The organism is Rhodopirellula sp. P2, from assembly GCF_028768465.1.
Taxonomy (GTDB): Bacteria; Planctomycetota; Planctomycetia; order Pirellulales; family Pirellulaceae; genus Rhodopirellula.
Genome location: NZ_CP118225.1, coordinates 3,443,509 through 3,465,599 on the forward strand (window position 1 = coordinate 3,443,509; position 22,091 = coordinate 3,465,599).

At 57.7% G+C, this 22,091-nt stretch carries 13 protein-coding genes; 4 read left to right on the forward strand and 9 right to left on the reverse strand.

Annotated elements, in window-relative coordinates:
* Window positions 1–17 precede the first annotated feature (17 nt).
* The 5 genes from fucP to PSR62_RS12225 form a co-directional block, all read right to left on the reverse strand.
* On the reverse strand, window positions 18–1,343 hold the full coding sequence (fucP, locus tag PSR62_RS12205; RefSeq protein ID WP_274408009.1) for an L-fucose:H+ symporter permease: 1,326 nt from the start codon (window positions 1,341–1,343) through the stop codon (window positions 18–20).
* 216 nt (window positions 1,344–1,559) lie between these two features.
* Window positions 1,560–2,624 (reverse strand): aldo/keto reductase, encoded by a 1,065-nt coding sequence (locus PSR62_RS12210; protein ID WP_274408011.1) that lies wholly within the window; start codon window positions 2,622–2,624, stop codon window positions 1,560–1,562.
* A complete protein-coding gene (locus tag PSR62_RS12215) occupies window positions 2,624–4,243 on the reverse strand; it encodes an alpha-L-fucosidase (RefSeq protein ID WP_274408012.1) in 1,620 nt (539 codons plus the stop codon). The genes PSR62_RS12210 and PSR62_RS12215 overlap by 1 nt, the downstream gene beginning before the upstream one ends.
* A 303-nt stretch (window positions 4,244–4,546) precedes the next feature.
* A complete protein-coding gene (locus PSR62_RS12220; RefSeq protein ID WP_274408013.1) occupies window positions 4,547–5,959 on the reverse strand; it encodes an alkaline phosphatase D family protein in 1,413 nt (470 codons plus the stop codon).
* 53 nt (window positions 5,960–6,012) lie between these two features.
* Entirely contained in the window at window positions 6,013–6,885 is an 873-nt protein-coding gene (locus PSR62_RS12225; protein ID WP_274408014.1) for a ThuA domain-containing protein, read from the reverse strand.
* A 209-nt stretch (window positions 6,886–7,094) separates the two neighbouring features.
* On the opposite strand from PSR62_RS12225, the gene PSR62_RS12230 reads away from it, so the two are divergent.
* Window positions 7,095–10,370, forward strand: coding sequence for a PVC-type heme-binding CxxCH protein (locus PSR62_RS12230; RefSeq protein WP_274408015.1), 3,276 nt, complete (start codon window positions 7,095–7,097; stop codon window positions 10,368–10,370).
* Window positions 10,371–11,719: 1,349 nt separating this feature from the next.
* Here the strand turns inward: PSR62_RS12230 and pnp are convergent.
* The 3 genes from pnp to PSR62_RS12245 form a co-directional block, all read right to left on the reverse strand.
* Window positions 11,720–13,993, reverse strand: a complete 2,274-nt coding sequence (pnp, locus tag PSR62_RS12235; RefSeq protein WP_274408016.1) for a polyribonucleotide nucleotidyltransferase — start codon at window positions 13,991–13,993, stop codon at window positions 11,720–11,722.
* Window positions 13,994–14,497: 504 nt separating this feature from the next.
* Entirely contained in the window at window positions 14,498–14,767 is a 270-nt protein-coding gene (rpsO, locus tag PSR62_RS12240; RefSeq protein ID WP_274408017.1) for a 30S ribosomal protein S15, read from the reverse strand.
* Window positions 14,768–14,886: 119 nt separating this feature from the next.
* Window positions 14,887–16,458: a hypothetical protein gene (locus PSR62_RS12245; protein WP_274408018.1), complete on the reverse strand. Its 1,572-nt coding sequence runs from the start codon at window positions 16,456–16,458 to the stop codon at window positions 14,887–14,889.
* A 226-nt stretch (window positions 16,459–16,684) separates the two neighbouring features.
* On the opposite strand from PSR62_RS12245, the gene PSR62_RS12250 reads away from it, so the two are divergent.
* Window positions 16,685–17,392, forward strand: coding sequence for a PTS sugar transporter subunit IIA (locus tag PSR62_RS12250; RefSeq protein ID WP_274408019.1), 708 nt, complete (start codon window positions 16,685–16,687; stop codon window positions 17,390–17,392).
* Window positions 17,373–18,215, forward strand: coding sequence for a hypothetical protein (locus PSR62_RS12255; RefSeq protein ID WP_274408020.1), 843 nt, complete (start codon window positions 17,373–17,375; stop codon window positions 18,213–18,215). The genes PSR62_RS12250 and PSR62_RS12255 overlap by 20 nt, the downstream gene beginning before the upstream one ends.
* A gap of 154 nt (window positions 18,216–18,369) precedes the next feature.
* On the opposite strand, the gene PSR62_RS12260 is transcribed toward PSR62_RS12255, so the two are convergent.
* A complete protein-coding gene (locus PSR62_RS12260) occupies window positions 18,370–20,124 on the reverse strand; it encodes a heterocycloanthracin/sonorensin family bacteriocin (RefSeq protein WP_274408021.1) in 1,755 nt (584 codons plus the stop codon).
* A 529-nt stretch (window positions 20,125–20,653) separates the two neighbouring features.
* Between PSR62_RS12260 and PSR62_RS12265 the strand changes: the two genes are divergently transcribed.
* Window positions 20,654–22,051: a tetratricopeptide repeat protein gene (locus PSR62_RS12265; RefSeq protein WP_274408022.1), complete on the forward strand. Its 1,398-nt coding sequence runs from the start codon at window positions 20,654–20,656 to the stop codon at window positions 22,049–22,051.
* Window positions 22,052–22,091: the final 40 nt, after the last annotated feature.

The following is a 22,091-nucleotide window of genomic DNA, read 5'->3' on the forward strand; positions in this document are numbered from 1 at the left end:
AACCCTGTTTGGCTGGTTCAAGCGGGCGAAATTGCCGAAGGGGCCTTGGCCTTGGTGGTGAACAAACCGTAAATCGCAATCACACCGAAGCAGAGGAGGGGCAGAACAAACGACCAATTGAGCGACCAGGTGTCGATCAAGTAGCCTTGCAGCGGCGGCATGATGGATCCGCCGGCGATCGCCATCACCAATCCGGCGGCACCCAATTTGGCATCATCGCCGACGCGGTCCAGGGCGATGCCGTAAATCGTTGGGAACATCAAGGACATGCAGCCCGAAACGCCGACCAAGGCCCAGAGTCCGGTTTGTCCCCCAACCAGCATCACGGGAACCAGCAGCCCGATCGCACCGGAAGCCAAAACCATCAGCAAGGCACCCGGCTGAACGTATTTCAACAAGAACGTGCAGACGAATCGAGCCACGGCGAACAGGACCATGGAGTAGAGCGTGAAGGACGAAGCGGACGCGGCGGCGTCGCCGGCCGACAACCCCTCGGCCATGTAGACCGCTTTGCCGTACTGTGCCGTGAAGGTCCAGCACATGATTTGGGCGCCCACGTAAAAGGCTTGCGCGATCACTCCACCGACATAGCGTGAGTTCGCGGACAGGCGGCGAAGCGTTCCGGCGATGTCCAGCGACGTGTCGGAATCTTGATTGTGCGGCATCTTTTTGACCAGGATCAACACGAACATGGTCACGATGACCAAGCCAATCGCCACGTAGGGACCACGGACGATTGCCAAGTCCGAGAACTTCATCACATCGAACTCTTCGATGGGCAACTTCGCTCGTTCGGGACCGTCCAACGAATTGATATTGGAAAGGATTGCGTACTTGGCGGTCAGGATTCCGACGATGGATCCGAGTGGGTTGAATGATTGAGCCAGATTCAAACGCTGGGTCGCCGTTGAGGCAGGACCCATTGAAAGAATGTATGGGTTCGCGCTGGTTTCAAGGAAACTCAAGCCACATGTCATCACGAAGAATGCGATCAGGAACGGCATGAATTCACCCACGCTGGCCGCAGGAATGAACGCCAGTCCGCCCAGCGCGTACAGTGCCAGTCCAACCAACAAGCCGGTTTTGTAGGAGAACTTTTTGATGAACAAGGCGGCCGGCAACGCCATGAAACAGTAGCCGCCGTAAAATGCGAACTGCACGAAGGAGCTGGCAAAGTTGCTCTGATTGAAAATCCGCCCAAACGCTTCCACCAGCGGATTCGTGATGTCGTTTGCGAATCCCCACAGGGCAAAGCAAAACGTCGTCAGAACAAACGCGACCAAGTAACTCTTGGGAACCACTTCAACAGAATTTTGCGATTCGGCGACGGTTGGTTCGGGCATGAGTTTCTTGAGCAGAAGTTGGAGGGACGAAGAAAAGCAACAGCCACGCATGATCCAGAGGCGTGGACGAAGAAACCGTTCGGCAATGAGTTCGTCTTGGCGGAGTGCACCAGTTGCCCAGCGCGTCATCGAAGGGCTCACGCCCATCCGCCGACATTTGGTAGACCGAAGTTGTTTCCTAGCGGGCGAGTGTCAAGCAAATGATAGCGGCTTGATTCAGACAAAGGGGTAGGAGGCGTCGATCAAACCGTCTTGTTTCATTGATGCCCAAAATTCGGCAGGCGGGTGTGCTGAAACCAGTTGAACGTTCTGAGCGATCCGGCTGGGCCGGCTGCTGTTCAGAGCCGTTGCGACCACGCCAGGAGGTGACATGCCGAAGGCCACGCAGGCTTCGGCCGGGCGAACGTTGAATTGCTCGCAGTGACTTTGGAATTGCCTTCGCCATTCGAGCAGCTCGCGGTCTTCGGCGGTTTCTCCCGTGACCTTTCGGTAATCGTAGTGGTCGCCACCGGTCAGGAATCCAGCATGGAAAACGGCTGAGTTGATCACGCTGATGCTCTGTCGTCGCAGCGTTTCAACGAAGTCCAGCAGGGGTTGCGGATGAGTCCGGACGGTGAGGCTGGTCGCGAGCATGACCCAGTCCAACGGGAATGCACGAGTCAAGGCTTGGGAGACCTGCCAGTCTTTTGAGCCCACCCCGATCGCCAGGACCTCACCGCGGTCACGCAGTTCGCTCAACGCTTGGTAGGCACCCAGAATGTCGTCCCAACGTCGTTTTCGATCGTCGTTGCTGGACGCCGCCGCCAAGTATTCATCCGGATCATGGACCGACACCAACTGCGGGCGGTAGGGGGCCATCAGCTCGCAGCCTTGTTCCCAGCATCGCAGGATCCCGTCGTAGCTGATGTCTTGGACCGCATCATGTTCCAGCCCGACCCAGGCCCCGGGTTCAAAGGTTGGCTCTGGGGTTCTCAGTGGCACTCGGCGCCAGCCAAGTTTATTGCTGATCAGGATTTGATCCGGTGTGATTTGCAGTGACCGCAAAGCGTCCGCCATGCATTCCAATGCGAGTCCCGCACCGTACTTGCCGGCAGAGTCGGCCGCGACGACGCCGTCGCCATTTTCAAACCACTCCGAAACGATCGACCGCTTGGTGTCGCGGTCGACTGCTTGGTAGAGGTTGCCGAGCGCACTGGTGCCAAAGACGATTGGCGGAAGCAGGTTGCCAATCGAGGCAGCATCAGCATCTTCGATTGGTTGCGACGCGGTCGACTCGGGCATCAGTGGGTGACCTTCAAGACGTAAGCAAACTTGGACGCCTTTTCCTTGGGAAGTGAAACGGTGACGCCGGATGCGTTGCGTTCCCATTGCAGTGGTTCGTCGGACCCGAGCAAGACAATTGACGCAATCTCTTCTGGGTAGAGGTCGCTGCCTGCGGCCAGTGTCTTGATCGTGATCTGGTTGCTTTCAGGCCACTTCAGACCATGCACGTACAACGCGTTGTTGTTTGTGGTGAATCGCAAGTCTTCCGAAGTGAACGGTTTGTCTTTGGATTCAGACACGTGGCCTTCGGAGACCGAGGTTGGACCTTCGCCAAACGTTTTCCAGTAAGTGGTTTCGTAAATGGCTTCGCCGTTGACCTTCAGCCAATCGCCGATCGCTTTCAGAATGGCTTGATCCTCTTCTGGGATCGTGCCGTCGGGGCGGGGGCCAACATTCAACAACAAGCAACCGTTTTTGCTGACGATGTCGACGAGGTCGTTCACCAAACGCTCAGGAGTCTTGTAACGTTGGTTTTGGGTGTAGCCCCAGGAACTGGAGCTGACGGCGGTGTCCGTTTGCCAAAATGGTTTGCGGATCTCGGCCATTTTCGAACGTTCTTTGTCCAGCACAGCGGCTGATTCGGGGAACGCATTGAATTTGTAATTGATGATTCCAAGATCGGAATCATCGCCCGAGGTTTTGTTGTAGTAGTAAGCCGCAAATTTCTGCAGGTGTTCGGCGTACGAATTGTTTTCGTGGGTTGAGTCACCATGCTTGGGAGTGATGCCGAAGTCGAACCAGAACACATCGGGTTGATACTTGTCCACCAATTCGCAAGATCGAGCGAGCCAGTCGTCTTTGAATTGTTTGTCTTGTGGCGTGAAGTTGTGCTGGTAATCCCAGGCGTTGTCTTCGAACAAGAACGGCATCGGGCGACCGTAGAGGTCCGCGTACTGTGGATCCGCGTTGTCGAACGATTTGTCACGGACGTAGAACATCCAGTTGAACGCACGGTGGCTGCTGACGCCAAACTTCATGCCCTCCGCCCGAACGGCTTCGGAGAGTTCCTGGATCACGTCGCGTTTGGGGCCCATTTCGGAGGCGTCCCAGCGAGTGAACGCACAGTCGTACATCGGGAACCCATCGTGATGTTCGGCAACCGGAATGACGTAGCGGGCTCCGGTGTCTTTGAAGAGTTGCGCCCATTCGTGCGCGTCAAACTTTTCCGCTTTGAATTGCGGGATGAAGTCCTTGTACCCAAACGTCTTTTGGGGACCGTACGTGTCGATGTGGTGCTGGAAGAAGTTGTCGCCACGGCGGTCGCGATTGATGTACATCTGGCGCGGGTACCATTCGCTGCCGTATGCCGGAACGCTGTAGGCACCCCAGTGGATGAAGATGCCGAATTTTGCATCCTTGTACCACTGTGGGATTTCATACTTCTCCAGCGAATTCCAGTCAGCTTGGTAGGGGCCATCCGAGATCGTGGCGTGGATGGTTTCGAGTGCTGGCTCAACCTGGGGGTGAGGCAAGGTCGCCGGGTGGGGCTTGGTTTGGTCTTGCGCCAAGGCGGGTTGGAGCGTGATACACGCCAACATCGCGATCAAAACAATCCGGGATTTCATGCTGCTGCTCATCGGAGGGCGGGGGCAACGCGGTGGTTCGCATCGAGTGAACCACCAGTGAAGTCGCGGGAGGGCACGAGCCCTGCGGTTCCTCACTGGGCGGCTTTTGCCGCACCGCTGAATTCGTCACTTGGTTCCCGAGATGCTTAGGGGGGGCGAAAGCGTCTTCAGGAGGCGTTTCTGTCCACTCAGTTTCCACTGAGCCGGCCGGAATCCCATAGCCGAGTTTGTTTTTTAAATAGCTATTTTTAAACAGGTGCGGGTGCGCAAAGCGACAGGAACTCCGAACCCGTGTGGGGCGCCCGGTGCGCCTGCTCAGGGGCGAGCTTCGTAGAGTCGTTTGCCTTCGTCGTTGTAGAATTCGATCAACAGGTTCTCGCCCGCGGTGACCGAAAGAAAACCGCCGCTGGGTTCCGGGGAGAGGAATGGCTGCACCACCAAGGCTTCTGGATCGGTGCCTTTGGGCGATCCAGGTGGGACTCCCTTTCGCGAGTTTTCGTCATTCAAGGCGCCGCAAGCAAACTCGTGGACACCGGAAGGATGGATGCTGTGGTACTGCCAATGGCGATCGCCACAGATCGTCATGAAGCGTTCAATTTGGTTGGATTGCAACCACGCAAAGAACTCGTCCGCTTCGTGCCGGAAGCCTTTCAGGTTCGCGTGGTTGTCTTTTTTATAGGCATCGTCGGGGCCAACCAAGGGAGTCGGCGAAATCAACAGCTTCCATTTTGCATCACTGGCTTTCAGTGTGTCCTGAAGCCATTGCTTTTGTTCTTTGCCCCACAGCGTTTTCTGGGGGCCGTCCTTCATGCGATTGAGCGACCGATAATCGCGGCCTTCTGTCAGCCAGATTTGAAGGTGCTGATTGACACGAAACGTTCGATAGGTGGGCGATTCGTGATCACCGGCGGGGACAATTGGCAACTGCTCTCGAAAAGCATCGATGCCGGTTTGGGGCAGTGGCAGTCGGTCTTTGCCATGGTCGGAATCGTTGAAGCGGAAGTCGTGATCGTCTTTGGACCAATAGCCGGGAACATTCTTTAGGAAGTCAATCAACCGCGGGAAGCGAAACTGTTCGTGCCAGCATTGGCGAAGTTGCGTCAACGTCTCTGCATTGCGATACGGATTGTCGTAATAGACGATGTCGCCGGTGCCAACGAAGAAAGCCGGGGAAAGATCTCGCATCGGAACGAGCGCTGGGTAGCCGAGTCGCTTGTCTTCGTCGGTGGCGGTCAGCGGACCGGAGGCGTTGGCTTGGTTTCCATGCAGGAACTTGTTGTAGTTCATGCAACTGAAGACCAGGAACCGAAGGGGGGCTTCGGAGACTTCGGAAGGAAGCGTTTGGAACTGACCTGTCGGTTCCAGGGGCTGTTCGCCGTCCGGCGAGGACGCAAGCACTCGGTAGTAGTAACGCGTTCCCGGCCGGAGCGAGGACACCTTGTGGCGAGCGATGAAGTCGTTGTCGCGATTGGCTGAGAGGGGTTCGCTTGATTGCGACGACTCAAAGTTGGGGGCGGTGGACCATTCAAAACGAACCGTTCCCGTTTGACCGGGAAGGTCGCCGTTTTCGTCCAAGCCTTCCTGAGTTGTCAGGCGGGTTTGCAGCAACACGCTGGTCGATGTGACCTCGCCGGACATCACGCCTTGGCCTAAGAAGCGTTGTTGTGCTTGCACCGACAAAGAGCCGATGCCAAACGCGAGAAAGGTCAAGGTGAGACGTAGCAGCATCGTGTTGGCCCCTCAAAGGAACGTCGAATGATCAAACTCAGCCGTCAGGGAAGTCACTTCGCTGAGGCGCTGGTTTCTTCTTCGAGTTGACCGGCTGCCCAGAGGACGCCTCGCGAGACGAGGTCCATGTAGCGGGCATCAGCGACGGTTTCGTTTTGGTGGCCGAGCGATGTGCTGAAGATTCGAGTTTTGTTTGGACCGTATTCATTGGTCCAAGCGACCACGGCGGTGGCTTCCTGCGGTTTCGCGTTGGGGTTTTTCTTCAGTTGTTTCTTGTTCGGCTGTGTTTCTTGCACGCCTTGGATCAGTGCCGACGCACCGTCAAAAACGCGGATGTTGTTGTAGAGTTCTTCGTCGATCGTGGTCCAGTCCTCCATGCCGGCGGTGATGGGGTGTTGATCGAGGTGTTTGATATCGATGGGGAATCGAGGGCCGTGGCCGGTCGATTGAAGTCCGAGCATTTCGTACCAGCCGGCGTTGTCGGCGCCGTCCTGAACTGGTTGGCGGAAGTCGTCCCAGCGATAGCTGTGCATCGCGCAGTGAAGGTTCACGGCGGGCACGCCGTCGAGGTGTTGTTTCAGGATGCGGCCGACGTAAGGTTTTTCAGTGACATCGGCGGAGCACTCGTCGTGAATCACGACGTCGTATCCATCTGCCCAGTCATCCGATTCGTAGATGTCGAATCGTGCACGAGTGGTCGTGTTGTCACTGAGGACCACCGTGACCTTGGCATTGATTCGCTCTTCAATCCCTTCTTGGAGGATCTTGGTTTGGGTGGTGTAGTCGTGGCAGCAACCGCCCGCGACGAGCAGCACCTGAAGCGGTTTCTTCTCGGACGAACCGGCGGCTTCGTCTCCTTGAGAAACGCCCGCGGCGAAGAGAGGCGACAAAAGAGCGGTCAAGGCGACAAGGATGAACTTTGGCATCGTGATCTGAGCTTGAGGTAGGGCGAGAGACTGGAAGGTTTCTCATTGTAAACGACCATGCCGTGATTTGGTTGGGGTATGGTGTTTTCTGCTGGAATCCGCCCCTTTGACTGTTCAGTGCCATGAACCTTTGTTGTCGCCGAAGAATCGAGCCTTGCGCCCCAGTTCGAGAGTGGGGGAGATTTCGAGCGGCCGTGGGGGGCGTGTTGTTGAGTGGTCTTTTTGCGGGAACCCAACCAGCAATCGGGGATCAGTTGGATCCGGCCTCGACCTCTCCTCATGCTGTCCCTGTGGGCGCCATTGAGCCAGCGACTCCGAAGGAGGTGTACGGTGAAGGGGTGAGGTCGACGGAGTATCGCACGCCACAGGAGGAATTGGCGGGGTTTCATTTGCCGCCCGATTTTGAGATTCGGCTGTTTGCGTCGGAGCCCCAGATTGCCAAGCCGTTGAACATGGCGGTTGGCTCTGACGGACGCCTCTTGGTGACAGACAGCGTCGCGTATCCCTACCCGGTCGCAGCAGACCAGCAGGGGCCTGACTCCGTCAAGATTTTGGAAGACACCGATCACGATGGAACCGCTGATTCAATCACGACATTCGCGGACGGTTTGAATATTCCGATGGGGATCTTGCCCTACGGGGAGGGGTGTTTGTGTTTCAGCATTCCAAACATCTGGTACCTCCGCGACACGGATGGCGACGGCAAGTGCGACCAACGGCAAGTCATCCTGGGACCGTTTGATACATCACGCGACACGCACGGGATGGTCAATGCCATGCGGGAGGGAGGCGATGGATGGATCTATGCCTGTCATGGTTTCAACAATCAAAGCCGAGTCGCGGGTGCGGACGGGCACGTTGTCACGATGCACTCGGGGAACACCTTTCGATTTCGGCCGGATGGGAGTCGTGTGGAATTGCACACGCGGGGACAGGTCAATCCGTTTGGGATGACTCGCGACGAATGGGGCAACTGGTATTCGGCAGATTGTCATAGCAAACCCATCAGTCAATTGGTCGCCGGTGCGTGCTACCCAAGCTTTGGGAGGCCGGATGATGGGCTCGGGTTCTTGCCGCCAATGATGGATCACTTGCATGGCAGCACCGCGATTTCAGGCCTCCAGTTCTTTCCCCCGGATTCGCCGGTCGTGCCACTGCGAGGTCGCTTTCTGAGCGGCAACGTCATGACCTCGCGATTGAATTGGAACGAACGCGAGTTCGTGGGCGCGACCGCGAAAGGCCGTGCTCTGCCCGATTTTTTAACCAGCGATGACCCTTGGTTTCGACCGGTCGACATTCAAGTCGACGAGCAAGCAAACATCTACGTGGCTGATTTTTACAACAAGATCATCGGGCACTATGAGGTGCCGCTGGAGCATCCAGGACGCGATCGAACCAGCGGGCGGATCTGGCAAATTCGCTACACAGGCCCGCGAACCAAAGGACATGACTCGGCCAGTGATGAGCGGCAATTGGTCTCGCAAATTCGGATGAGTTTGGAGCCCCGTCGCGAGCGTGTTTCGTTGGAACAGGTTCGTGGGTACCTGTCCCACAGCAATGCACACGTGGTGCGGATGGCGGCGGAGTGCATCGGTCGACGTGGGGACGCTTCGGACGTCGCTCGTTTGATCGAAGCGTTGGCTGAAGTCCATCAAGAGGATCCTGTTGGACGGCAAACGATTCGCATCGCTGTTCGAGATTTAATGCTGCGAACACCGGACGACGATTCGTTTTGGAAATCGGTGCCCGATGACGAAACCGCTTCCGTGATGCTGGGGATCAAGCGAAGCCAAGTGGTGGAGCCCATCTTGGCCTCTCTGCAGGCGGCATCGCAGGAGGATGACAAGCGGGCAGCCCATGAAGCCTTGTTGAGTCATGCCGTGTCATTGGCCGAGTCGACCCAGATGGAAGCATGTGTCGAATTGGCGAAGCGAGTCGCCGGTGACAACACGGACCGGGCGTTTGAGTGGTTGCGACTGATTCACGACGCAGGAGGATTTCAATCGGCGCGCGTGCCGCCGTCAATTCGAGCTTGGGCGTTGGGGCTGATCGAGTCCGAGTGGAGCGATTTGACGGCAACCGGCGAGGTTTCAGTGGCTTGGTTTGGGACAGGGGATCAAAGCTGGTCTTCTGAGTCGCGGTTGATTTCGGTGGCAAGTTCGAACGGGGAGCAAGATGAGTTGGCGGAGTTGATGAGCAGCTTTCCGCTGGGGGAGTCTTACACGGGCGTTTTCGCGAGCGATTGGTTTGCGGCACCGGAGCAGATTGAATTCTGGTTGGCGGGCCACAATGCTCCTCCGGGCCAGCCCAACCCCGAGCAGAATTTGGTTCGGCTTCGTTCCGCCCAGGCCGGTGAAGTGTGGAAGCAGGTTTCGCCGCCTCGGTCGGATGTTGCTCAGCGAGTCGTTTGGGACACCCGTGAGTTGGCTGGGCAAACGGTTCGCATCGAGGTGGTCGATGGTGACTCGGGGGCCGCTTATGCCTGGTTGGCGATTGGGGGATTCAATCCCGAGCGGATTGGTCCTTCGAAATCGGCCACACAGTGGATGCGAATTCTCGGATGGGTGGAGCGTCTGAAGCTGAGCGAGCTCGAAGGGGACCTGAAGCAAGTCTTGTTGGACAAACGCCACGGTGTGCTGACGAGATTGCGAGTTGCCAACACGCTCGCGAAATTGAACGGGGTGGCGGGTGTCGGAACACTGGCTGAATTTGTGGCGACCGAGATGGTGCAGGTGGAGATGGCCGAGTCGCTCGTGGACACCATTCTGAAGGAGCAATGGGATGCGACGGGACCGCTGGAGAAGTTGGGGCCGCATTTGAACGCCTCGCAGCAACGTCAGTTGGTTCTGGATTGGGTTGGAAACGGGGGCCAGATGGAGCCGCTGTTTTCCGCGATTGAATCGGGAGCTTTCGCCGCAGTGGTCTTGGTCGACCCCGATGTTCAGCAAGCGATTGGGCCGCGGCTGAATGAAAGCTTGCAAGGCAAACTGAAAGAACTGACGGAAGGGATTGTGTTTGATGCGGGGAGAACCGAGAAGCTGAACGTGTTGTTGGCGTCCTTGCGTGAGCTGGAAGGCGATGTGGCGAGAGGGAAAGCGGTGTTCACGAAGCAGTGCCAGGCGTGTCATCAACTGCACGGTGAAGGGATGTTGGTCGGGCCTCAGTTGGATGGGGCGATCACCCGAAGTGTGGAGCGTTTGATGGAAGACGTGCTGCTGCCGGATCGAAACATTGACCAAGCGTTCCGAACGCAGAGTTTGCTGCTGGATGACGGCCGTGTGTTGGTTGGGCTGGTGGCCAGTGAAGATGACGAGCAGATCAGGCTGACCACGTCGGATGGGAAGACTCAGGAGGTGCCAGTCGACAGGATTGAGATCCAGCAGGTGTCGCAGCGATCGTTGATGCCCAACAATTTTTCAGAGCTGATGACTGAGCGTGAGTTGGTGGATTTGATGGCGTACTTGAAGTCATCGCCCGGGCATTGAGAGGTTCCTTCCGCAAGGGGCTAGGCATGGGCTGTCAAAAGGTTGGTATTGACACCGCTTTGGACTGCGCAGGTTTCGTTCCTCGACTTCGCCCCAACGGGGCAGCCCTATGCCAGCCCAGGGCAACGCCCTGGGTTGTGGCGGGACCAAGATTACAAAGCCCCAACGGGGGCGGTCCTAGCGGGTTTTGGGGAGTCTTTCTTAGGGCCGCCCCGTTGGGGCTGGTGTCGGAATCTCCGTAACGAAACCCCAGGCGATGCCTGGGGCTATCTTAGAGCTGCCCCGTTGGGGCGTAGGACAGAATAAAAATCAACGTCGCATTTTCCGTGTCAATACCAACCTTTCGACAGCCCAGGCGAACGCCCAAACGGCTCACATGATTGTGCCCGATCAATCCTGCCGACCTGCTTAGCATCGCGGAGCGCGAGCTCGGCCATTTCGGAAGGAGAGGTGGCTTGGATTTTTGACACCGTTTTTCGGTTGATTTCCACCTGTCGCACCTCTCCCGAAACGAAGTTTGGGGAGAGCGATATACCAGGTCGAGCGACGCCGTTCAGGCGTACGCGCAGGTGAAGGACGGGCATGGGACGCGGCGTGAATTGCCCTCCCCCGGAAAGCTCGCTGAACGCTCGCTTTCCGACCCCTCCCGTTTTCAACGGGCGTGCAGTTTTCTGGTGCTGGGTTTTGGCGGGTTTCTGCAGCGACCACCAATCACAACCCGACGCGTGATTTTTGAAGTTGCGCTTTTGCAATCGGTATTGTTGGCCAACGGCCTTCGTCATCGTAGCCTGGGGCATCGCCCCAGGGATCGAGATGGAGGGAAATTGGTTGGCCAACGGCCAACATCAACCCACACGTTTTGAATTGAATTTGGCCGTTGGCCAAAATGGGGCCGTGCTTTACTGCTCCAGGGGCGATGCCCCTGGCTATGTTGAAAAAGGCCGTTGGCCATTGACGGATAAAGCGCAACTTCAAAAAGCGTGAGCGAGGGACGCCCCCAACTCCCAGGACGGCCCCATCCGGGGCGACCGTTTGTTTTCCGGCATCGGTCTCTCGGGGCTTCCGCCCCGAGCTAAGCATGACGGCCCCATCCGGGGCGATACCCAGACGCCCGCCACCATTTATTTTTCGAACGTCCCAAGGGAGGGTGATAATAAACGCTTGGCAACACGGTACTTCAAAACTGCACGACCTCTGCAAGTGGGAAGGCGTGGTTTGGGGTGGCGGCAACCCGTTGGGGTGCGGACGATCTGGTGGAACGCGTGGGCGGCCTGCGCATGAAAAACCCCGGCAACGAATTCGATGCCGGGGTTTGAAATCAATTGAGTGAGACTTCGCAAGCGAAGTGATCAGTCGCGTCCGCCGCCGCTTCGACGTGGGCCGCGTCCGCGACCTCCGCCTCCACCGCTTCCGCCACTTCCACTGCTGCTGCCGCGTCGACGACGTGGGCGATCTTCTCCGTCGCCACCACCTTCGCTGTCGCCGCTGCCTCCGCCTTCACCTTCCGTGGCCAAGGGATCTTCTTCGCCCAGCTCTTCGAGCGCTTTGCGACGGCTGAGCTTCACGCGATCGTGCTCGTCAACATCGATGACCAGGACCTTCATGGCGTCGCCAACGGCGATCACTTGATCCAGGCTGCTGATGTATCCGCCACTCATTTCGCTGATGTGAACGAGTCCATCGCGACCGGGAAGGATTTCAACGAACGCACCGAACTCTTTGATGCTGCTGACGGTTCCGTCGTAGATCTTGCCGATCTGAACGGTGGCCGTGCAGGCTTCGACTTGACGCATGGCTTCTTGAGCCGATTCTTTGTTGCTGCTGGCGACCAAGACGGTACCTTCGTCATCGACTTCGATGACCGCACCGGTGGACTCTTGGATTCCACGAATGTTTTTGCCGCCAGGGCCGATCAGGGCACCGATCTTGTCGGGCGAGATCTTGGTGCGAAGCAAGCGTGGTGCGGTTGGCGAGATTTCGCGACGAGGACGCGGAATGGTCGTCAACATTTTCTTCAGGATTTCGATCCGAGCTTCACGCGATTGTTTCAGCGTGGCGCGGATGATTTCGTTGGTGACTCCCGTGACTTTCAGGTCCAACTGAATGCCGGTGATCCCGTTTTGGGTACCAGCGATCTTGAAGTCCATGTCGCCGAAGTGATCTTCGGTTCCGAGGATGTCGGTGATCAAGCACCAGTTGTCAGGGCCGTCTTGGACCAAGCCAACTGAGATACCAGCGACGGGGTTGCTGATGGGAACGCCCGAGGCCATCAGGCCGAGTGTTGCACCACAAACGGAAGCCATCGAGGAGCTGCCGTTGGATTCGGTGATGTCACTGATCACGCGAATCGTGTAGGGGAAGTCGTCGGCGGAAGGAAGCACTGGCGACACGCTTCGTTCGGCCAAGCAACCGTGTCCGATTTCACGACGTCCAGGACCACGGATCGGACGGCATTCGCCAACCGAGTACGAGGGGAAGTTGTAGTCCAGCATGAACTTCTTGCTGAACTCGTCTTGCAGGCCATCGACGCGTTGTTCGTCGCGGCTGGTTCCCAAGGCGATCGTGATCAGGGCTTGGGTTTCGCCACGTTGGAACAGAGCCGAACCGTGAACGCGTGGCAACAAGTCCGTTTCGCAGTGGATAGCGCGAAGCGAGTTGTGGTCGCGACCGTCGGGGCGGGTGCCAGCGAGGATCAGGTCGCGAACGACCTTTTCTTCGAGGTCGTGCCAGACTGATTTGAAGCGGTTGCTGCAAACGGCGTCCGACGCGTTGGGGTCAGGAATGACGTCAGCCATCGCACGATCACGAACGGCACGAACGGCTTCGGCGCGAGCCTGTTTGCCCGATGTTTGCTGGGCAGCTTTGAAGTCGTTGTAGTAAGTGTCGGTCAGACGTTGGAGCAACCCGTCGTCTTCGGGAGCTTGGTAAGGAGTCTTTTCTGGGTTGACCTTTTGGTACAGCTCTTCCTGCAGGTCGATGACTTCGCGGATGACGTCGTGAGCGAATCCAATCGCTTCCATCATCTCGTCTTCGGGCATTTCGTTGGCGAAGCCTTCGATCATGGCAACCATGTCACGGCTGCCGCTGACGATCATGTCCAACTCGCTTTGTTCGAGTTGATCCGCGGTTGGGAAGGCGACCAATTTGCCGTCCACTTTGCCAACACGAACGCTGCCCAGAGGGCCTTTGAATGGCAGGGGGCTGATGTGCAGAGCGGTGGCTCCACCGATCATGGCCAGCACGTCGCCATCGTTTTGCAAGTCGCTGGCGATCACGCAAGCTTGGACTTGAACTTCATCTTTGTAGCCTTCGGGCCACAGGGGGCGGATCGGGCGATCCATCAAACGCGAGCTGAGGATTTCTTTGGTGCTTGGACGGCCTTCGCGTTTCAGGAAGCCACCCGGGAATTTACCAGCCGCAGCCAAACGCTCGCGGTAGTCACACATCAAAGGGAAGAAATCGATTCCCGGACGCGGCGTGCCCGATGCGGCTGCAACCAGCACAACGGTTTCGCCATATTGAACCAGCACACTGCCGGCGGCTTGTTTGGCGATGTGCCCTGTCTCGAACGACAGCACCGAATCACCAATTTTTCGCTCCACGCGAACTTTTTGAATACTCACAACAACAACCTCTTTTCCTGCACTTACACAACAAACAACAATTGGAACGGCTTTTCTGCAGCCGGCCCGTTTTGCATCCCTGGCCAACAAGGCCTCGTCAGCCACAACGGCTGATGGGAAAGTGTGGTGACTCGGTCACCACAGAACAAAATGAAGAACCACCAATTGATCGAACGACCTTTGGGGCTCGTGACAATCAAACATGGGCTTGGCTTGATTGAATCGCAATGACGACCCGGGGGTGCCACAGGGGAACTGCTTTGACGAGGCGACAAGATGCAGCCGGACCGGCTGCCAATTCAGGGACGCGTCAAAGTAGAGCCAGCGAAACGGCGATCGCGTTCGCTGATTTGGAAGGGGGGATTGGAATCCGGAGAAGGATCCTCCCGAATGCGTTGTTGAGTCGCAGACCAGCTACGACTCCACCCCGCCCCGGGACCAAAGAGCCCGGGGGGACGCACGCCACGTGGCCGCGGCCACGCCGTCGACCACCCGGTCACACAATTATTTGCGGATACCAAGTTTTCCGATGATATCCAAGTAACGTTGCGGGTCTTGCCCACGAACGTAATCCAACAGACGGCGACGTCGGCTCACCAAACCAAGCAAACCACGACGCGAGGCATAATCCTTGCGGTGAGTTCGCATGTGTTCGGTCAATCCGTTGATTCGTTCCGTCAAAATCGCGATCTGCACTTCAGGAGAACCTGTGTCTCCAGCCGCGGCGCCGTGCTCGCTGATTACTTCGTCTTTCCGTTCTTTCGAAATCGTCATACCGACTGATGCTTTCCTGATCGTTTGTGATCGCGGTGGACCAATGTTTCTGAATCGCAGGAGTTTAGCGTGCCCCCCTGCGAACGCAACGTCAAATTCGCTGCCACGGGAAAATCGGCTCAGTAGCCGATTCCAGCTCGTAGGATAAACGCTTCATCCAGGCCTGTGTTGCCCAAGACGGATTGTTCGTAGAGCAATTCTCGATCAAACGAGATGCCCGCCTCGATGAAACCGGAGCGTTGGCCGGTTCGCAACAATTGCGAGTTCCCCCACTCAAACCCGAACATCGCGTTGATCTGGTTGATATCGACCCGTTCGCCATCGGGAGCGAGCAAAGTATCGCTGAGCGTCCAAGAATCGCCGCCGTATTCGCCGGCCAAGTACCACCAAACGTCACGGGTTCCGATCGTTCGCCAGTATTTCGCGAGTTTGGGTTCAGGAAAGTAGATGTCAAATCGAGTGTACGGGTTGGGTTGCCACAGCAGTCCCCCCGCGGGAAGGAGCTTCGTGTCGAGGCGATCCAGGTAATACACGCCACCTTTGAGTGTCGAAGTTGGGGTCAAGCGAAACGAGGCCAAGGCCTTTCCCAAAACACGGATGCTGTCGCTGTTGAAGGTGTCGAAATCGGTGTAGGCCCCCACTCGCACGCCCAGTTCGGCACCGACGATCTGATTGGGATCGGTTTGCCAGCCAAAATCGAGGGAGGCGGCGTAGGCACTGCTCGGCAACATTCGGGTCGGGACCGTTGCGGGCGTGGCGGGGCCGTCGAACAAATACAGCGAAAACGAGGGGACGACGAAGAGCGGCCGAGTGCTGAACAGAAAATTGGGCCAGGCGAATCCAATCGAGGCGTCGGTTTGGTTGTAACCCACTTCGGTGGGGCCGTCGCCACCGCCAATGTATGTGTGGCGGAGGCGGGGACCATTGAGCATTCGATAGGCGCTGATGGCCTCCGGTGAACTGAAGCCGCCCGGGAACAGACTCGAGGGCGAGCCTGAGAAACCACCGGGAAACAGCGTCGAGGGAGATCCGGAGGGGTAAGCGGCCGATGGATAAGGATTGAGGCTTGGCGGCGCGAGGGCAGAGTTTGGGGCGACGGCTCCGCCCGCGTAGGGCATGCCGGTTCCTGGATACGTTGGCGCAGCACCGGAGTAAATCGATCCGGCGTCGTAAGGAACCCCGGTCCCGCCACCATATCCGGTTGCGAATCCACTGCCTTGGTAGGCGGCGCCCTGGTAGGGAGCCGTGGTGGAGCCCCCGCTGAACATGCTGCCGGAGAACAGTCCGTTGAGCAGGCCACCGTTGGGATACGCGGCGTTTCCGGTCGTTGAGTTCAGGGGGACAGGGGATCCCAGCGGCGTGGTGCCCGGAGGAGTCGATGGCGTGTACTGAGGCACCGCGAAAGCATTGGGGGCGGAGGCCGCCGACGCGTAGGGATCGAACAGCGAGTCGGAAACCGGCGCCGTGTTGGGAGGCGGTGGGGTGGCGAAATTGGGGCTGGCGTAGATCGAGCTGCCGTAGCCGCCACTGGCCGCTGGAGGGGTGGTGCCGGGTGGACCGTAAGGTGAGCCACCGATGGCGGGCGATTGGATCGGAGCGAGATTGGTTTGTGGGGTTTCGCCGTAGTTGGTTTGTGCGACCGAGGTTGCCGAATCCACCACGACCACGACGCATCCCAACGAAGCCGCCATCAAGGTGAGGACGATTCGAGAGAATCCTCCTATGATGACGCCCGACTGCGGAGCGACGAAGTGATGAAAATGGTTCGCCAAAGGGATGCACTTTGAATTCGGCGGGCGCGGTCGAAACAACAACTTGAGTCGATTTAGCGATTTCCACGAACTTTCGTCAAGATAAATCTGGGAGGCAGTTGGCTCGTTTGATCAACAATTCATTGGAAACAGGGAAGCAACAGCGATGGAAGATTTAGACATTTCACAATTGGCGAGGTACCTGCACATCACTCCGGACCAAGTTCTCAAGATGGTTTCGCGAGGAACCTTGCCGGGCCGGCGCATCGGAGGGGAGTGGAAATTCAACGAAGCCGAGATTCATCATTGGCTGGAAGAACGCATCGGATTGAGCGACCAGGGAGAGTTGGATCAGGTCCGAGCGGTGTTGCATCGGCAGTCGGAGGCCCCTCCTCACTCGTTGGCGGAGATCTGCCCGGTTGAGTTGGTTGCCAACCCGTTCGCGGCCAGGACTCGCGGCAGTGTGATTCGCAACATGTGCGAACTTGCCAGCCGGACGGGGATGCTGTGGGATGCGCCGGCGATGGCCGAAGCGGTCGCGACACGCGAAAAATTGCATCCGACGGCGCTGGATTGCGGTGTGGCTTTGCTGCACCCACGCCGCCCGCAAACGTCGATTTTGGCCGAGTCTGTGTTGGCGATGGGGATCTGTCCAACGCCGGTCGCGTTCTCTGACACCGGTCAGCTGACGGACATTTTCTTTTTGATCTGCTCTTATGACGACAGTTCTCACCTGCGTATTTTGGCCAAGTTGAGCCGAATTGTCTCCGATGAATCCTTCTTGGAAGGCGTGCGTGCAAGTGACACGCCTGCGGACGCTTGGGCAATCTTGAACGAAGCTGAGATGTCACTGGATGAGAATCACACCTTCTGAGTTGGGCGAATCTGTCCCAGGACCAGGTCAACGACTTGCTTCGGCGGCGATGGCTGCGCCCTGCATCGTCGCTTGGGTGGGCAGCTCATCCGATCCGTTGGCTCAGCGCACCAAGGCTTTGTGCGAGCAGAACGCGGACGCCGTCGCCACTTGTCCCGACGTTGCGTCGCTGGTCGAAGCGCCTCCACGACTTCCGCTGACACACGTTTTGTTGGCTCAAACCGACCGCTCGCATCCGATCGAAGCGGACCAACTTCTCGAGTTGAAGCGAGTCGCTCCGAATGCGAGCGTGGTGCGGTGGTTGGGGCCGCTGGTGGCTCCTTCCGTGGGGCTGCCCGGGCAACAGGGGTGGATTGAAACCATCAGTTGGCGAGACAGTTTGCAAACACTTCCGGTGTGGTTGAACCGTTCGCGTGCGTCACGTGCAGTTCAGACGGCGTCCAATTCAGCGGTGACACGACCGACTCAAGGCTTGGTCATTGTTTCCAGGTCTTGGGCGACCGCAGACGCGATCTTTGACGCCTTGGAATTGATCGCGGGCGAGCACGATCAGCCGGTCCCGGTGATGACGTGGCGTCGTGACCGACTGACGCGAGCCGATCGGCTTGCGTCTGCGCATGTGGTTTGGGATGACTCGGTTTGGCGGCCTGCCGATCCAAAGCCCTTTCAGGTGCCAGATGATTTGTCTGGTCGAAGTTACCGGCACATTTGGATGACCGGGATGGCGACGCCCGCCCAGATCCAGGCCGCACAGCGGTGCGGTGTGTCGGCGGTTTGGAACAAGCCGATTCGTCGTGAGTCGCTTGAGTCTTTGTTGGGTTGAGCCGTCCTCCGGGCCTAAGGTTCGGAGTTTTGGCAGCGCTGATTCCGGGATGACGCAGGCAGCTTGGCAAGCGGAAGAGGCGGCGGCGCATGAAAAAACCCGCCCACGGAAATCGCGGGCGGGCTCTGTGTGCCAAGTGGAGTGGCTTTGCGAATTAGCAGCCGGTGCAAGGCGATGCGCTGACCGTTGCGCCACAGCTTCCGCAACCGCTGCCAATCGACGGTGCCGATTGATAGTGGATGGGGGTGCTGCATCCGCTTGCTCCGTTGCCACCCATGATGACCGATGGTCCCACGTTGATGGTGGATCCGGAATGATAACCACCGACGGTGGCGGATTCGGCACAAGGCGTGAAGGATTCTTCGACCAAGGTCGGAACCATCTTGCAGACTTGGACCTTCTTTTCTTGGGTCACAGTGACAGGAACACTGACGGTGTATTCTTCGATCACTTGTTCCGCGACTTGGTCGTAACGAGTGGTCGAGTAAGGTTCGACGGTGTATTCCGGCACGTTGTAAGTGAAGCTGACTTCCTTGGTACGTTCTTCGGTTTTGTAGGTGACGTAAGGAATCGTTTCGGTTTTGGTGACCGAGGTGTAGGTCAACTGCTTGCGAATGCGAGTCCGGGTTTCGTCGTTGTACTGGACTTCTTTGCGAGTGCGAGTGCGAGCTTCGTCGACGTACTGCACAACTTGTTTGGTACCAGTCCGAGTTTCAGGTTGGTAGACAATCGTCGTGCACTCGTAAGGCACTTCGGTCGCTTGTTGTTCGTAAACGGTGTAGTTGACGATTTGCGATTCGGTGGTGCTGGTCGTGACAGGAACTTCTTCGGTCACAACGTTGGGAACCCAAACACGTTTGGTGATGGTGCTGGTCGTCGATCCACAGGCGGTGGATGCAGGCGACGAGTAGGAAACCCCGCCACCGCAACCGGCGAGGACTTGGCCGCAGCCGTTGCCGCATCCGTTACATTTGGAAACGCAACCGCCGCACGAACGGCATCCGCTGCAACGGCGTCCGCACGATCCGCCGCAAGCTGAGGAGACCGACGAAGTCGACCCGCAACCGCCGACGTAAGTGACGTTGGTCGCAACCGGTGCTGCGGCGACTTCAACGACTTGTTGTTCCCAGTGACCGTAGTCCTTGGTGACGGTTTGCATGGTGGTCTTGGGAACCGCCACTTCGATGGTGCGGCTCTTCGTGACTGGCACAGCGTTGACAACGGTGCGAGTCTTTTGAGTCGTCACGGCTTGAGGCACGTTGACCGTGTAGGTGAAGGTTTCGTCGACCAACTTCGGAACCTTGACGGTGTACGTTTCAGGAACGTCGACCAGGGTTGGAACGCGAACGGTGTACTCTTCAGGGATTTCGGACCACTGAGGAACCGATTCGGTGACTTCGACTTGTTTCTCTTCTTTGACGGGAACCAAGACGGAGTACGTGATCGTCTTGGTGTCCGTCTTGGGAACGTTGACGACTTTGGTGCGGTACTTTTCTTCCGTCACGGGAACCGTCTTGTAAACGGTCTTGGTGCGGAAGCGAGTCTCGGGTTGGTTTTCGGTCACGTTGACCATGCGTGATTCGGTCACGTAGGTCGGTTTCATGACCACGCGGTAACCGACCACTGGTTCGCAGATGGTTTCGCGAAGAGGGGCCGCTGAGGTGACGACTGAACCGCCCATCACCGATGCGCCGCTGCTGTAAACAACACCGGTCGAATACGTTTGGCTAGGAACGACATAGCCTTGGCCGCAACCAATCGCGCCGCCGCAACCGCTGCTGACAACGGGAGCCGATGCACCGCACGGATCGGAGCAACCGCCGCATGGCACACATTGAGCCATGGTGGTGGCAACCATGGAAGCGAAACAGGTCGCGACGATGGCTGCAAAAGTGGATCCAAACTTCACTGGAGAATTCCTCAAAGAGTCTTAAACAACGATGGATACGAATGCCATCGAGGTCCGACGGCACACGGGAAGGGGTGATTCGATGCTCTGAAGCGAGCCCGGGGTGTGTTCGTTTGTCCATCTCCTGCGGGTGGTTGTCGCCGCGTCGATGGGGGCATGTCCTGGTTCCGAGGCAACAGATTAGATCAGTCCCGAAAGGTTACAATCGTTCAGGTCCTAAAAAAGCACCTAATTGTTGCAATGGGCACAACCCTTGCAACCGCCGCAGTCATCCTACAGCACGTAGGTTTCGCGTGGTCAACCAGCTGAGGCTCCGAAATCGGGGGGGCAAACGCTTGCAGGTGGGAAATCCGGGGAACATTCGCTTTTCCTCGGCGGCGTCCCTCGTGAGCGGAGTTGGTGGTTGATAAATTTCTTCTTTCGCACACTCAGTCCTCCAGCGATTGGATCGTCCGGGGGACTCCGTTGTGAGACCGGCAGCCGCTGACGGCTTGGTCTCGACCGAACTTTGCACCTTCCGAAGAAATCTATGAACGCCCTGTTAGACACCCTCCGTTGGGCCGCCCGCACCGGATCGTCCGCCATCGCCATCGCGGCGGCGTGCGGGATCACTCCTGCCCTCTGCTTTGCTGCCAAACCGGGGCAACCGGTGGTCGCTCGCGTGGAAATGCAATTTGCGAAGGATGACAAGGTCGTTGATGTCATCGCCAAAGGTGACTTGTTGACGGTCGTGGAAGATCGCGGCGAGGACTACGTGATCGTCACTCACGATGGGACGCGGGGGGCGGTCGACAAGGTCAACGCCCTGGAGTTGGCGGAATCGACTGGGATTTACACCGATTTGATCGAAGAATTTCCCGAGGAAGGCCGCTACCACACGCTTCGGGCATCGGCTTGGTGGGCGTTGGGAGAACAGGACAAGGCGTTGGAGGACTTCAACAAAGCCATCGAAAAGGGCTACGAAGAAGCCCACGCTTACAGCAGTCGCGGGCTGTTTTACGCCGCTCGCGGTGAGCATGACGAAGCCATCAAGGATTACGAGCGTGCCTTGCAGCTGGATCCCGAGGACATCACGCCGATCATCAATCGTGCCGCTGTCCGGATGGCTCAGCGTGAATTCGAAGCGGCGATTGGGGATTACACCGAGGCTCTGGAGGTTCGGGAGGGCAACGCCGGCCTGCTTCGCCAGCGAGCTTTGGCGTACAAGTCTGCCGGCCAGATGGAAAAGGCAATCCAGGACTACGATGCGATCGTGGACGACAACCCGGAGGATGTCGCTGCGGTCATGGGACGCGGCTACATCCGATTTCAACAGCATGAATACGCGGCCGCGGCGGCTGACTTTTCAGCGGCGATCGAGCTGAACAAAAAGGATCCCGTGGCTTGGAACAACCGTGGCTACAACCGCTACCAGCTCGGCAAAGCCCAAGAAGCTCTCTCGGATTACGAGCGGGCGATTGAGTTGGCACCGGAGTACGGATTGGCTCACCAGAACCGGGCTTGGTTGCTGGCAACGACCGAGGATGAGTCCTTGCGTGACGCGGACGCTGCCGTGGAAGCCGCGAAAAAGGCATGCGAGCTGAACGGTTATGGCAACGTCAGCGATCTGTCCGCACTCGCGGCCGCCTTGGCAGCTCAAGGTGAATTCAAGGAGGCCGTGGGCTGGCAAGAAAAGGTGGTGGAAGCGGCTCCGGAGGATGCGAAGGAGTTTGCGGGCAAAATCTTGGAACGATACCGAGCCGAAAAGCCTTACATCGCGGATCCGATTGCGGCTGAAAAAGCGGAACTTGCCGCCGCCGAAAAGGAAGCCAAGAAGAAAGCTGAAAAAGAAAACGCGGAAGCGAAAAAGGCCGCCGCGAAACGGTTGGCGGAGCAGGCTGAAAAAGAAGCAGAGGCAACGGGGCTGGAAAAGGCTGAGTCGCGCTGAGAGCGTCGTGGCAGGCGAAATCCGGTGCGGTTTGAGAACG

Coding starts and splice junctions, on each gene's coding strand:
- rpsO (WP_274408017.1), bottom strand. CDS start 14,767: ATGACGATTTCGAAAGAACGGAAAGACGAAGTAATCAGCGAGCACGGC.
- PSR62_RS12220 (WP_274408013.1), bottom strand. CDS start 5,959: ATGCTGCTACGTCTCACCTTGACCTTTCTCGCGTTTGGCATCGGCTCT.
- PSR62_RS12225 (WP_274408014.1), bottom strand. CDS start 6,885: ATGCCAAAGTTCATCCTTGTCGCCTTGACCGCTCTTTTGTCGCCTCTC.
- PSR62_RS12265 (WP_274408022.1), top strand. CDS start 20,654: ATGAACGCCCTGTTAGACACCCTCCGTTGGGCCGCCCGCACCGGATCG.
- fucP (WP_274408009.1), bottom strand. CDS start 1,343: ATGCCCGAACCAACCGTCGCCGAATCGCAAAATTCTGTTGAAGTGGTT.
- PSR62_RS12250 (WP_274408019.1), top strand. CDS start 16,685: ATGGAAGATTTAGACATTTCACAATTGGCGAGGTACCTGCACATCACT.
- PSR62_RS12215 (WP_274408012.1), bottom strand. CDS start 4,243: ATGAGCAGCAGCATGAAATCCCGGATTGTTTTGATCGCGATGTTGGCG.
- PSR62_RS12255 (WP_274408020.1), top strand. CDS start 17,373: ATGAGAATCACACCTTCTGAGTTGGGCGAATCTGTCCCAGGACCAGGT.
- PSR62_RS12210 (WP_274408011.1), bottom strand. CDS start 2,624: ATGCCCGAGTCGACCGCGTCGCAACCAATCGAAGATGCTGATGCTGCC.
- PSR62_RS12245 (WP_274408018.1), bottom strand. CDS start 16,458: ATGGCGGCTTCGTTGGGATGCGTCGTGGTCGTGGTGGATTCGGCAACC.